The sequence below is a fragment of the Williamsia sp. Y721 genome (assembly GCF_059683565.1).
Genome location: NZ_JCASNH010000006.1, coordinates 260,749 through 274,398, shown reverse-complemented (window position 1 = coordinate 274,398; position 13,650 = coordinate 260,749). Strand labels below are relative to the sequence as shown.

Sequence of the window (13,650 nt, the reverse complement as noted above, 5' to 3'; positions counted from 1 at the left end):
ACCAGCGCCGATGGTACTGCACCCTAATCAGTGTGGGAGAGTAGGACACCGCCGAACACAATTTGCGAATACCCTGTATTCGATACCAGCAATGGTCTCGAATACAGGGTATTTTGCTATCTCCACCCGATTCTAGTTCTTCTGCGACTGGGCGTCGGCCTGCCGTTCGGTCGGCCGGCGTTGGGTGAGGTACTCGATGAGAAGCCGTTGTGACGCTGCCTTCTCTTGCGGGTCCTGAATGTCGCCGATGATCCGCTCTGCGCTCAGAGCCCGTTCGACCTCCAGCGGGTGGGAGAAGAACGACAGCAACTCGCTCTGAGAACTCGAGGCATTCTTGAGCACGGCGTTCGCGATGAACCCGGTGAGCAACGCACCCCCGGTGCCGATGATCGATGAGGCCACGGCTCCACTGGTCTCTTTCGCGAATACAGCGATCGAACTGACGATGATGATGAACGCGAACCCTACAGCGATGGTCGCAATGGTCGCGAGCCTCGTTGAGTGCGCATAGCTTGTCACGAGATCGTGGTAGATGTTGAGGCGCTTGCGGTTGTCCTGCCAGAGCGCGTTGAAGTCCTTTCCGTCGGTCTGGGAGCTCTCGAGATCGGCCAGCGCTGCGTTGGTTTCGGCACGGATCCCGTTGTACTTCATGATCGCGCGCCACGAATAGATCCAGATCGCTAGGGCTGTTGCGAGTGCCGCAATGACATAGACCGCGATCAACGGAGCGTGGATGAATATGCCGCCGTCGTGATAGATCGGGGCAATGACGCCATCGATAAGGACGAGGACCATCGGCATGGAAATTATGATGATCCCGGCAGTCGACGCGATCGTCTGATTTCTGGTCAGATGCGGTCGGCGGTCTATCTCGTATGCTCGAAGACCCTCCGAAACGGAGGGCTCCGTGTCATCGGACATACTGACATTGAACACCCTGGAAATGCCCTGTACTGGGGTTTTGGGTCAGCTGTCCCTGCATTCGCGTCGTATAGGTGTCCGGTTTGGAGTGCCAAAATATCTCGTAATTCCAAGTGCGGCTTGATCAAACAGGTCGCGAGCCGATCGCGAGCGGTCAGGGAATCAATTCTAGGAATACTGCAGTATTCGAGTGCTTCGCAATTGTTGTCGAACGACGGACATGCGCACCGGTCAAAATGCGACCGACGTCGATCAGGCGAACGTGGATCGAATGACGTAGGGAATCACGGCCTGTCGAAATGGACAACCGCAAGGTGCCGATGGACAAGGCAGGAATGAAGCTCGTGAGCTGGCGGGATCCGACTCCTGAAAGATGCCCTGTAGCAAGAGCTTTCATGGATGTTGCGTTCTTGGTCGTAGGCCGTGGATGTCGAAGTCTTGCCTGCGGGTGGCGGTCGGATGCGGCGGCAGCATAGGGTGCGGGGAGACTCGGACGACTACAGGGAATTGGTGGGGGCTTGATGCGGCGACTGTTGGCAATCGTGACCGGATTTATCGCGTTGATCGGGGTGTCCGGTATGACCGCCTCAACTGCCAGTGCGGCCCCACCGGTTGGGCTCGGTGGCGGCGCTGGGATCGTCATCGCCGACAACGCACTGTGCACGCTGACCACCATCGGCTACGACGGTGCGGGACGGTTGGTGGGTCTGACCGCCGGGCACTGCGGCGGGATTGGCAACACGGTCAAGGCCGAGAAGAGCATGGGTTCAGGCGTACTCGGGGTGGTGAAGCAGTCCAACTTCGGGTGGGACTACGCGGTCATCGAGTTCGACAAGTCGAAGGTGACGCCTCAACGCAGTTACCGGGGGCTCACCATCACGGGGCCTGGCCCACGGCCGTCCTTCGGGCAGACAGCTTGCAAGGCGGGTCGCACCACCGGGACCACCTGTGGCGTCGTGTGGGGCAACGACCCGCAGGTGCCGACCTTCACCCTGAGCCAGGTCTGCTCCAACCACGGTGACTCCGGCGCGCCGATCGTGGTCGGGGACAAGGTTGTCGGACTACTCAACGGTGGTCGCGTCATCCGCGACATCGGCGGGACGGGCCTGGAAATCGATGTCCCCTGTACCAACCCGAACTTCCCGGTCCACAACCCCGCCATCAGCACGCCGATGACAACGATCCTGGCCGATCTGAACGGCCGGAATACCGTGGGCAGCGGCTTCCGGGCGATCTGACCTCAGGTTCGTTTCACGACGGCGGCGATGCCGGAGATCACTATTGCGATGCCGGCAACCAAGGTGAGCCACAAGCCGAAGCCGACCTCGAACCCAAATCCCCAGGTGTTCTCGGCGTCGAGTACGTCGGCGATGTCGATGACGGCGATCAAGGTGATCAGAGCACCGGTCACAATGGCGATGATGCCTGCGGTGAGGTGTAGGGCCGAGCGCTTGGCGATCGCCGCACTGACAACACCGAAGATGCCTGCGACGACACCTAGGGTCGCGGTCAGAACACCGTCGGTGGCCCCGGTATCGGAATCACCGATGCCGTTGACGGTCACGGTGCCGGAGATCCACGGCAAGAACGCGGCGATGATCGCGAGGACCGCAAAACCTGCGATCATCCAGCCGATGATCCGGACCGCAGAAGACACCGGTCCGGCCGAATCCGGTTGGGACTGTGCGTACTGCGGTGCTTGCCCGTATTGCGGTGCCTGACTGTACTGAGGCGACTGACCCGGCTGTTGTTGTGGCGTGCCGCCGTAGGGGCTCTGGCCGTACTGCGGCTGCTGAGGTCGGGGTTGCCCGCCGTACTGCGGCTGCGGCGCGCCATAGGGCTGCTGTGGCGGCCCACCAAATTGACCCGGTGCTTGCCCCTGTCCGGAAGCGGCGGGTGGTGGGGTTGCCGGTGGTGGAGTCGAAGTGGGCCTGATGCGAGTCTGATCGTAGGGGTCGGGCTGCCCGGGTGGTTGCGTCATTGGCTTTACCTTTTTCGGCTGATCGGATTCCTCACGGTAAACCAGTTCGGGCCTTCAGAACACCACTTTCTCCGCCGATCGAGCGACATCCGATCTGCATTTCATGCGGGTGATCGACACCCGGGAACATTTGTTCATTTCCACGTCCGTCACCGGGTGTCGGAGTCGGAGGCCTCAGAATTCGGCAGTTCTCTCAGAATCAGATCGAGTACGCGAATTGCGCCGGCCTTGTCCAGCGGGTCGTTGCCGTTTCCGCATTTGGGTGATTGCACACATGACGGGCAGCCCGACTCGCAAGCGCAGTGCGACACGGCATCTCGAGTCGCGCGGATCCAGATGTCAAACGCCTCGTGACCACGATCGGCAAATCCGGCACCGCCGGGGTATCCGTCGTAGACGAAGACCGTCGGCAGACCGGTATCAGGGTGGAGATTCGTCGACAGCCCGCCGATGTCCCACCGATCGCAGGTGGCAACGAGCGGCAACAGTCCGATGGCGGCGTGCTCGGCGGCGTGCAGAGCGCCGGGGAACATGCCGACCGTGACCCCGACGGCCTCGAGTGTGTCGGGCTCGATCGTGTACATCACCGCACGTGTCGAGAGCGTCTGCGCGGGCATGTCCAATTCGACCGAGTCGAGAATCTCTCCGGTGTGCAGTTTGCGCAGGTATCCGACCACCTGGTGCGTCACGTCGACCCTGACCAAGGCCACGGTCAGCGGCCCGAATGTGCTGGTCTTCATCACGTCTGTGATCTCGACCAGCGTGGTCTCTCGGGCGCTGGTGGTCCAGTCGGGCTCCTCCGGGTGAACCAGCGCGAGGCCGTCCTCGAGGTCGAGTTCATCCACGACATAGCTCTCGCCCCGATGGATGTGAACAGCCCCCGGGTGCACGGTCGACATCGCCCGACCAGAGTCGACGGTTCCGAGTAGTTGGGCGGTGGTCTCGTCGACGATCATCACCTGGCCGCCGATGCCGCCACGGATGTCGACGTCAGCGTGTGGTTCGACGCCGGGCGCGACATACCAGCCTGCCTTGCGGTGCCGGATGAGTCCGCGGGTCGCCATCTCTTCGAGTAGCTCACGTGCGCCGAAGGCGTCGACCTCGGATTCCTTGAGTGGCAATTCTGCTGCTGCGCAGAGCAATTGCGGACCGAGGACGTAGGGATTGGTCGGATCGGTGACGGTGGCCTCAACAGGCTTGTCCAATAACGCTTCCGGGTGATTGACCAGGTACGTATCGAGAGGGTCGTCGCGCGCGACGAGGACCACCAATGATCCCTCGCCACGTCGCCCGGCTCGCCCGGCCTGTTGCCAGAAGGATGCGACCGTGCCCGGGAACCCAGCCACCACAATGGCATCGAGTCCACTGATGTCCACACCGAGTTCCAAGGCATTGGTGGTGGCAACGCCGAGCAGCTTTCCGTCGGCCAGATCGCGTTCGAGCGCCCGCCGATCGTCAGCAAGGTAACCCGCACGATAGGCCGCCACCCGCGGCGCCAACTCCGGGTCAACCTGTTCGAGAATGCGTTTGGCCGACAGCGCCGTGAGTTCAACGCCGCGCCGGCTGCGCACGAAGCAGAGCGTCCGCGCACCTTCGAGTACCAGGTCGGCGAGAATGCGCGCGGCTTCGGCACCTGCCTGCCGCCGGACCGGGGCGCCATGTTCGCCGCTGATCCCCGGGATGAAGGCGGGCTCCCACAATGCCACCGTGCGGGCGCCATGCGGCGAACCGTCCTCGGTGATCTCAGCGCAGTCGGCTCCGATCATGCGGCTCATCGCTGCGCCCGGACTGCCCGACGTCGCACTCGCGCCGATCACCACGGGATTGGCTCCCGCCGCTCGCGCAATCCGCAGTAGACGGCGTATGACCAGTGCGGTGTGTGAGCCGAATACACCACGGTAATGGTGGCATTCGTCGACGACGATGAACGCCAGGCCTCTCATGAAATGCCGCCATCGTGCGTGCGAAGAGAGGATGCCGATATGGAGCATGTCCGGATTTGTGAATATCCACCGCGAATGTTCACGCGCCCATTGTCGAATGGCCGGTTCGGTATCGCCGTCGTAGGCGCACGGTTGTAGGTGCAGAAACTCTTTATGTCCGGCCAGTAACGAACTCACGGAACGTAACTGGTCGGAGCCGAGCGCCTTGGTGGGAGACAGATAGAGAGCGGTTGCTCGCGGATCTTCCAGGAGTCGGGTGAGGATGGGGACCTGGTACGCAAGGGATTTGCCCGAGGCGGTACCGGTCGCGAGCACCACATGGCGTCCGGCGCGAGCGTGTTCCGCGGCGGCGACCTGATGGGACCACGGTCGGCGGATGCCGGAATCGATCAATGCCTCGCGGACCGGATCGCTGACCCATGTCGGCCAGTCGGCGAAACTCGCTGTCCGACTTTGAATTAAGGCCTTATGGGTCAGAGGCGATTCGTCGGGGCCGACACCCGCCAACGTGCGCGCGAGCAGTTGGGAGCCGAAGTCGGAGCTACTCATCGATCCAGTTCATCACCTCGTAATATTACCTACTGTGAAGTGTTGATTGCGAAGTCGGCCATGATTTGAATCAGTTTGACTTCCTGACTGTTGTGTACGCACAGAACATGATTGACTTGTTGTGGTCGCAGCTTCTGGGGGGCGTTCAAGATAATGGCCAGTCTCTTGGGAACGTGTTGCGGGCGTGGTACTGAAAGGTCAGTGTGCGGGGGCACCCGTAAACGGCGCCAGTAGGTATGGCGGTCGGAACCGGCCCGACGTGGGTAACTCCCCGTCGTATCCGGTGAAAGTAAGGAATACAAAGAATGGCACAGGGAACTGTGAAGTGGTTCAACGCGGAAAAGGGCTTCGGCTTCATTGCGCCAGATGACGGACCCGACGATGTGTTTGTCCACTACTCCGAGATCCAGGGATCCGGTTTCCGCACTCTCGAGGAGAACCAGCGGGTCGAGTTCGAGGTCGGTCAGGGGACGAAAGGTCCGCAGGCCACGGGTGTTCGAGGAGTGTAGCGGCACCCTTTAATGAGTTCGCCCATCGAGGGCATTCCATCGAGGATCTTCACTGCGTGAAGTACCTCTGATTTCTATCCGGCACCGCGATCTGGTGTCGGCGTCTGACCCCCGAATGTCGTGACCACGGCGTCGGGGGTGAGTCGTTTTCGGGTGAAAATACCGTACGGTTCTAACGTGGGTCAGCTGTCGATGTTCTCCGCGGAGACCGACGAGCCGTCGCTTGACGATCTCGCCGGGATTTTGGCGACCGCCGGCCAGATCGCGGTGAATACCCAGGGCGCGCGTCTGTCGGTGGTCGTTCCCGAGGACTGGCGCGCTCAGGCCCTGGCCGAAGAGTTCGAGCGCAGCGGTGTTGCTGCAGAGATCTCGTTGTCGTCCGAAGGTTCACCCCTGGTCGGCACGGTCACCACCACCGAACTCGAGGATCTGTACCGCGCCTGGACCAAGGGCGCGATCAAAACGATGCCCCCGAACTGGGTGCCGGGACCCCGCGCGCTGCGGTTGTGGGTCATTGCGGCGGGTCGCCGCGACGCCGAGCGGTACGTACTGGGCCTTGATCCGCACGCTCCCGACTCGCATGGATCTCTGGCGACAGCGGTGATGCGGGCGGGGATCGCGCCGACGCTGGTGGGTACACGCGGCGCCAATCCGGCATTGCGCATCGCCGGGAAACGGCGGTTGTCGCGCCTGATCGAGTCGATCGGTGAACCACCGGACATTTCGGGCGCGGCGGCACATTGGCCATTAATTTGATCAAATTTCCGGCGATTTGCTCTCTGAACTGCGGATACACCCTGTTCAAAGGTGCGTTACCAGCGGCCTGATCAGGCTCTTCTCGGGTGCCAGGCGGCATACTCGGATGTCACTACCGCTATACATAAGGTACAAACGGCCAGAAGAACCATGAAAGGTGCAGGCAACTACGGTGGCGGATTCAGATACAGCAGCTCGCGGGACAGGTAAGGCAGTGCGCCGTCTCGTGATCGTCGAGTCCCCGACAAAGGCCCGCAAGATCTCGTCGTACCTCGGGCCGAATTACGTGGTGGAGTCCTCGCGCGGTCACATTCGTGACCTGCCGCGTGGCGCCGCCGACGTGCCGGCCAAGTACAAGGGCCAGCCGTGGGCTCGGCTCGGTGTGAACGTCGACGAGAACTTCGAACCGCTGTACGTGGTCTCGCCGGACAAGAAGTCGACCGTCACCGAGCTCAAGGCTCTGTTGAAGGATGTCGACGAGCTCTACCTCGCGACAGACGGTGACCGCGAGGGTGAGGCCATCGCGTGGCACCTGCTCGAGACACTCAAGCCCAAGGTTCCGGTCAAGCGGATGGTCTTCCACGAGATCACCGAATCGGCTATCCGTGCTGCTGCCGAAAGTCCGCGTGACCTCGACGAAGATCTGGTCGACGCGCAGGAAACCCGACGTATCCTGGACCGTCTTTACGGCTACGAGGTCTCGCCGGTCCTGTGGAAGAAGGTCATGCCGAAGCTGTCGGCGGGCCGTGTGCAGTCGGTCGCCACACGAGTCATCGTCGAACGCGAACGCGAGCGGATGGCGTTCCGGTCGGCTGAATACTGGGATATTGCCGCCACGCTGGACGCCGGAGAGTCGGCGAAGCCGCGCAGTTTCGGTGCTCGCCTGGTCAGTGTCGACGGTGCGAGGGTGGCCAGCGGTCGCGATTTCGATTCGACCGGCGGCCTGAAGAAGGACGACGTCACTGTTCTGGACGAAGCCCGCGCGGTGGCGTTGGCCTCGGGTCTGCAGGGTGCGTCGCTCTCGGTCACCTCGGTGGAGGAAAAGCCCTACACCCGCAAGCCGTATGCGCCGTTCATGACCTCGACCCTGCAGCAGGAGGCCGGCCGCAAGCTGCGGTTCACCTCCGATCGCACCATGCGGGTGGCGCAGCGGTTGTACGAAAACGGCTACATCACCTATATGCGTACCGACTCGACCACGTTGTCGGAATCGGCGATCACCGCTGCCCGGAACCAGGCACGGGACCTCTACGGTGCCGATTTCGTTCATCCGACGCCTCGGCAGTACACCCGCAAGGTCAAGAACGCCCAAGAGGCGCACGAGGCCATCCGTCCGGCCGGTGAATCGTTCCGGACCCCCGGCCAGGTTGCCTCCGCGCTGCAGTCCGACGAGTTCAAGCTCTACGAGCTGATCTGGCAGCGCACGGTCGCCTCTCAGATGGCCGACGCGCGTGGCACCACGATGAGCCTGCGGATCAGTGGCAACGCCAATACCGGTGAGACCTGTACTTTCGCTGCGTCCGGTCGCACCATCACGTTCCCCGGATTCCTTTCGGCGTACGTGGAGACCGTCGACGAGCAGGCCGGTGGCACCGCCGACGACGCCGAGAGTCGTCTGCCGAATCTTGTTCAGGGACAGTCGCTCACGGCGACCGAACTGAACCCGGACGGCCACACCACCAATCCGCCGGCGCGCTACACCGAGGCATCTCTGGTGAAGACGTTGGAGGAGTTGGGGATTGGTCGTCCGTCGACGTACGCGTCGATCATCGGCACCATCCAGGACCGCGGGTACGTGCACAAGAAGGGCTCGGCCCTGGTGCCGTCCTGGATTGCGTTTGCGGTTGTCGGTTTGCTCGAGGCGTACTTCAAGCGCCTTGTCGACTACGACTTCACGGCCACCCTCGAAGACGATCTGGATCAGATCGCGCGGGGTGCCGAGAATCGCACAGATTGGTTGACCCGCTTCTACTTCGGGAAGGACGGCGCCGAAGGCCAAGAAGGCACCGGACTCAAGAAGCTCGTCGGTGTGAACCTCGAAGAGATCGACGCGCGCGAGGTCAACTCGATCCGCCTGTTCGACGACGAGCAGGGTCGCCCGGTGTTCGTGAGGGTCGGCCGGTTCGGTCCGTACCTGGAGCGCACGATCACACCGGAGGGTGGGGGCGAGCCGGAATCTCAGCGGGCCAACCTGCCTGACGACATCACCCCGGATGAGCTGACGCTGGATCTGGCCGAAAAGCTCTTCAGCACACCGCAAGAGGGCCGCGTGCTCGGTGTCGATCCGCTTTCCGGCAACGAAATCGTTGCCAAGGAAGGGCGTTTCGGACCGTACGTCACCGAGATCCTGCCGGAGCCCGAAGACGAAGGTGGAGAGGGCGGCACCGTGCCCGCCCTGACCCCGCCGCCGGCTCCGACTCCGCTCGACGAGGGTGTCACGCCACTGGACGCCCCGTCCGGTGACACGTTGACCGCCACCAAGAAGGCGACGGCCAAGAAGACTGCCAAAAAGGCAGCCAAGAAGGCCGGACCCAAGCCGCGGACCGGATCGCTGTTCAAGTCGATGGATATCGCGACGGTGACCCTCGACGACGCACTCAAGTTGCTGTCGTTGCCCCGACTTGTCGGCAAAGACGAAGAAGGTCAAGAGATCACCGCGCAGAACGGGCGGTATGGGCCGTACCTCAAGCGCGGCACCGACTCTCGTTCACTGACGTCCGAAGACCAGATCTTCGACATCACGCTCGACGAGGCGCTCAAGATCTATTCCGAGCCGAAGCGCCGGGGCCGGGCAGCTGCCGCGCCGCCGTTGCGTGAGCTGGGGAACGATCCGGTGTCGGAGAGCCCGATGGTGATCAAGGACGGCCGTTTCGGTCCGTACGTCACCGACGGTGAGACCAACGCGAGCCTGCGCAAGGATGACGACGTCGCGTCGATCACCGACGAACGTGCGTCGGAGTTGCTGGCGGACCGGCGCGCTCGCGGTCCGGCGAAGAAGACCGCCAAAAAGGCCGCGAAGAAGGCTCCGGCCAAAAAGGCTGCAGCAAAGAAGACGGCGGCCAAGAAGGCCACCGCCAAGAAAGCTCCGGCGAAAAAGGCCGCGGCCAAGAAGGCTGCACCCGAATCAGAATGACCCCATGATCGGCCCCGAGGGCGGGCGCCGAGGGACCATCTCCCTCGGCACCCCCCTGCGGGGACGATGTGGGATTACGGGTTGATGGCGTAGTTCGGTCTGGCCAAGCGGGTTTCGATCCCGCGGCCGCGCAACTCAATGCCTTCGCCGATGTCCCAGTGTGCGGCCTCGGCAGCAGAGGCGAGATAGACCGCGCGGGCTGATCCGAGGACGCGGCTCGGTTCGTATTTGGCCAGGTCGGTCAGTCGGGCGGCCTCGTTCACCGGGTCGCCGATGACTGTGTATTCGAAGCGTTGCTGTGAGCCGATGTGCCCGGCGATGGCCTTGCCCGCCGAAACCCCGATGCCGATGTCGGTGTCGCCAAGGGCCGCGTCGAGTTCCTCGCGCAGGATGCGGGCCGCCGCGAGGGCCTGGCCGGCGAAGTCCTCCTGATCGAGTGGCGCGCCGAAGACGGCCAGCGCCGCGTCACCCTGGAACTTGTTGACAAAGCCGCCGTGTCGCCCGACCACATCGACGATCACCCGGAAGAACTCGTTGAGCAGGTCGACGACTTCACGCGGAGGCAGGTTGACGGCCAGGCTGGTCGAACCGACGATGTCGACGAATAGCACGCCGACATAGCGCTCTTCGCCGCCGAGCTCGGTGCCGCTCTCGATGGCCCGCCGAGCGACGTCCTCGCCCACGTAGCGGCCGAACAGGTTGCGCAGTTCCTGTCGTTCGCGAACGTCGGCGACCATCTCGTTGAAGCCGGCCTGCAGCAGGCCCAGATCGCTGCCGTCGTAAATGCGGACGGAGGTGTCGAGGTTGCCTTCGCGCACCTCGTGTTGTGCCAGAGTCAGCTGCTTGATCGGGTCGGCGATGGCGGAGACGACACGCACCACACCGATCGATCCGAACACCAGGGCGGCGCCTGCCATCCACAGGATGGGCCGTTGCAGGCCTTCGGCGTCGGTGTCGATGATGCCGATCTTCTGGCCGACGACCAGCGCGATGATCACGGCCAGCGGGGCGGCCACACTGATCACCCAGAACAGGATGATGCGCTGGGTGACGCTGGGTGCGGTGGCGGCCTCGGGATTGTTGGCCATCGCGGCGACGGTGATCGGGCGCAGGATCTTCTCGGACTGCATATAGCCCAGCACCGACGTCACCAGGGCGCCGACAAAGGACCCCAGGGCCACCACGATCGCGGTGCGACCTGATTGGGACAGACTCAGCAACGAGAACACCACGCCGCCGACCAGCCACAGCCCACCGTGGACGAGCATCAGCAGCAGGGGCAGTCGAAGAGCGCGGCGCCGGGCGGCTTCGTTGTCGGGACGGGATCGTCGTCGATGCCAGACCAGCACCGGCAGGGAAAGCCGGATTGTCGCGTATGCGCTGACCATGCCGGCCAGGACGAGATAGATGACAAAGATCAGCTGGCCGACTCCACTGATCTGGGACAGGCTGACAGAAGTCTTTTCGGGGAGTCCGAAACGGAGGAAAGCAAAGGTGAACAGGGCTCCGGCGATGTTGGCCCGAAGCATGTCCAGTGCCAACACCGGCCACGGTGTGCGCACCAGCCAGCGCAACGTGTGCCACGCATGTTGCAGCTGTGACTGTCTCTCTACCACGTGCATACGGTAGCTGGCCGCTTGCAGGAGTTAAGCATCGCTGTCCGGCCTTCGAGATAGGGTTGACCTGTGACAACAGTGTTCGATCGGCTCGTCGGCCAGCATGCGGTCGTGGCCGAACTCACATCTGCGGCCATCGCCGCAGCCCAGCTGGCCGCGATCCGTGAGCGCGAGTCTCACGGTGAGGTTCCGGCCACGGACCACGATGGACCGCGACACGGCTCGTCGGCGATGACCCACGCCTGGCTCTTCACCGGGCCACCGGGGTCGGGGCGTTCGATCGCTGCGCAGTGTTTTGCCGCGGCATTGCAGTGCGAGACGCCGGACGCGCCGGGGTGCGGACGGTGTCACGCCTGCACGACGGTGATGGCCGGGACCCACTCCGATGTCCGGCGGATCGTCCCGGAGGGTCTGTCGATCAGTGTCAAGGGCATGCGGGACATCGTCCAGACCGCGGCGCGTCGGCCGAGTGTCGGTCGGTGGCAGGTTGTTCTGATCGAGGATGCCGATCGACTCACCGAGGCGGCAGGCAATGCGTTGCTCAAGGCCGTGGAAGAGCCGCCACCACGCACCGTGTTCCTTCTGTGTGCGCCGAGTATCGACCCCGAGGACATCTCGGTGACCCTTCGCTCGCGCAGCCGGCACGTGCCGCTGGTGATGCCCAGCGCCGCAGCCATCAGTGAAGTTCTCATCGCGCAGGACTCCATCGAGCCCTCACTCGCTCAGTGGGCGGCGTCGGTGTGCGGTGGCCACGTCGGTCGGGCCCGCCGTCTGGCCACCGATCAGCAGTCGCGCGACGAGCGTACGCAGGCGTTGGGGTTGGCCAGAGCCGCGACATCGAGTGCGCGGGCGTATCAGGCGGCCGAAGAGCTCGTGAAGTCCGCGGAGGCGGCCGCGAAGGCGATCAGCGCCAAGCTGGACGAGGCCGAAACCGAGGAGATGCGAATGGCGCTGGGCGCCGGCGGCACCGGTAAGGGTGCGGCCGGGGCGCTACGCGGATCGGCAGGCATCCTGAAGGACCTCGAGAAGCGACAGAAATCGCGGCAGACGCGCACCAGCCGCGATCTTCTCGATCGGGCGTTGGTGGATCTGGCAGCGCTGTTCCGTGATGCGCTGACCGCGTCCTACGGTGCCAGAGTGGTTGCGATGCATCCGGATATGGCCGAACAGACTCAGGGGATGGCGCGTTACGCATCCCGGGAAGAGCTGCTGACCTGCGTGGAGGCGGTGCTCGAATGCCGAGAGGTGCTCGGGCTCAACGTGAAACCCAAGTTCGCCGTCGACGCGATGGTCGCCAAAATCGGTACGGCTCTGCGGCATTGATCATTCGGGGGCATTGACGCGCGCACGGCTCAGACGAATCGACTGAGCGCGTCGAAGAACATGCCGTGATTCTCGATTGCGACGGCCTTTTTGACGGGGTCGTACCGCGTGATCTGTTGTACCCGACCGCCGTACCAGAAAAAGGTGTGGGGGCTGATGCTGCCGCCGGGTGCGTCGGCGGCCTGCCTGTGGGTTGAACCGATCATCTCTCGAAGGGCGACGGTTGACTGCAGATTGGTCACCGGGTGGAGCATCAGGACGTGTCGGTGCGGGACGCTGAACAAGACACCGTGTTCTGCACTGCCGAGGACGGTGTCGATCACCTTCGACATGTTCAGGGCTTTGGCGGCAACAAAAAATGATGGACCTTGCAGAACGGTGATCGCGCCGGTGCCGGCAACCCGGTGCTCCATGGCGTCAAAGGTCTCGGCGTCGGTGTTGCGCTGGCCGGCCTGGTACAGCAGGTCGAGGTCACGGGAAGCGATGCTCTGGTCGGTCAGGGTTTCGACGGTGGTCGACAAGTCGCGGCACAGATGTACCACCAGGTCACCGACGAACGGACGCGCATAATTCGTCGTCAGTAGGGGGTCGGCGGCGGTGTCCGTTTGCAGCCGGGTGCGCACCTCGGCGAGCAACGCGGGTTCGGTCAACTCCTCGGCGTCGGGTGCGTTCATACCTTCGGCGTGCTGATGGAAGTAGAACGCGACGTAGTCGGCCCATTCGTTCTCCGGCATGGACTGGCAGGTGCGGAGCAGGGTGTGGAGAAAGTAGCGCTCGGCGTCGGGGCCGAGTAGATAGATGTCGTCGTACTCGGGGTCGTCGACGGGGCGCACCTCGACACCGAGTTCGGCCAGTGCCGCAATCGACAAGGCCACCACCCGCAGTTCCGCGTTCTCGGCCATCGAACCTCCTCTGAGCA

At 63.3% G+C, this 13,650-nt stretch carries 10 protein-coding genes; 5 read left to right on the top strand and 5 right to left on the bottom strand.

The window, feature by feature from the left end; genetic code table 11:
- Positions 1-132: 132 nt before the first annotated feature.
- Positions 133-801 (bottom strand): hypothetical protein, encoded by a 669-nt coding sequence (locus AC56PL_RS27550; protein WP_497155808.1) that lies wholly within the window; start codon positions 799-801, stop codon positions 133-135.
- Between the two features lie 698 nt (positions 802-1,499).
- On the opposite strand from AC56PL_RS27550, the gene AC56PL_RS27545 reads away from it, so the two are divergent.
- Positions 1,500-2,159 carry a S1 family peptidase gene (locus AC56PL_RS27545; RefSeq protein WP_495516936.1) on the top strand — a complete coding sequence of 220 codons (660 nt, stop codon included), beginning with the start codon at positions 1,500-1,502 and terminating at the stop codon, positions 2,157-2,159.
- A gap of 2 nt (positions 2,160-2,161) precedes the next feature.
- On the opposite strand, the gene AC56PL_RS27540 is transcribed toward AC56PL_RS27545, so the two are convergent.
- Together AC56PL_RS27540 and AC56PL_RS27535 are read right to left on the bottom strand one after the other, a co-directional pair.
- Positions 2,162-2,902 (bottom strand): hypothetical protein, encoded by a 741-nt coding sequence (locus AC56PL_RS27540; protein WP_497155807.1) that lies wholly within the window; start codon positions 2,900-2,902, stop codon positions 2,162-2,164.
- Positions 2,903-3,051: 149 nt separating this feature from the next.
- The gene (locus tag AC56PL_RS27535; RefSeq protein WP_497155806.1) at positions 3,052-5,394 is read right to left on the bottom strand and encodes a DEAD/DEAH box helicase; all 2,343 of its coding nucleotides are present in this window, start codon (positions 5,392-5,394) and stop codon (positions 3,052-3,054) included.
- Between the two features lie 305 nt (positions 5,395-5,699).
- On the opposite strand from AC56PL_RS27535, the gene AC56PL_RS27530 reads away from it, so the two are divergent.
- The 3 genes from AC56PL_RS27530 to topA all read left to right on the top strand — a co-directional run bounded on the left by AC56PL_RS27530 (position 5,700) and on the right by topA (position 9,792).
- Positions 5,700-5,903: a cold shock domain-containing protein gene (locus tag AC56PL_RS27530; RefSeq protein ID WP_495516939.1), complete on the top strand. Its 204-nt coding sequence runs from the start codon at positions 5,700-5,702 to the stop codon at positions 5,901-5,903.
- 177 nt (positions 5,904-6,080) lie between these two features.
- Positions 6,081-6,659: a hypothetical protein gene (locus tag AC56PL_RS27525; protein WP_495516940.1), complete on the top strand. Its 579-nt coding sequence runs from the start codon at positions 6,081-6,083 to the stop codon at positions 6,657-6,659.
- 172 nt (positions 6,660-6,831) lie between these two features.
- Positions 6,832-9,792: a type I DNA topoisomerase gene (gene topA, locus AC56PL_RS27520; RefSeq protein ID WP_497155805.1), complete on the top strand. Its 2,961-nt coding sequence runs from the start codon at positions 6,832-6,834 to the stop codon at positions 9,790-9,792.
- Positions 9,793-9,866: 74 nt separating this feature from the next.
- Here the strand turns inward: topA and AC56PL_RS27515 are convergent, their stop codons facing one another.
- Positions 9,867-11,414 (bottom strand): adenylate/guanylate cyclase domain-containing protein, encoded by a 1,548-nt coding sequence (locus AC56PL_RS27515; protein WP_495516942.1) that lies wholly within the window; start codon positions 11,412-11,414, stop codon positions 9,867-9,869.
- Positions 11,415-11,477: 63 nt separating this feature from the next.
- Between AC56PL_RS27515 and AC56PL_RS27510 the strand changes: the two genes are divergently transcribed.
- Complete coding sequence (locus tag AC56PL_RS27510) at positions 11,478-12,731, top strand: DNA polymerase III subunit delta' (RefSeq protein ID WP_497155804.1); 1,254 nt, start codon at positions 11,478-11,480, stop codon at positions 12,729-12,731.
- Positions 12,732-12,760: 29 nt separating this feature from the next.
- Here the strand turns inward: AC56PL_RS27510 and AC56PL_RS27505 are convergent, their stop codons facing one another.
- Positions 12,761-13,633 (bottom strand): hypothetical protein, encoded by an 873-nt coding sequence (locus AC56PL_RS27505; RefSeq protein ID WP_497155803.1) that lies wholly within the window; start codon positions 13,631-13,633, stop codon positions 12,761-12,763.
- Positions 13,634-13,650: the final 17 nt, after the last annotated feature.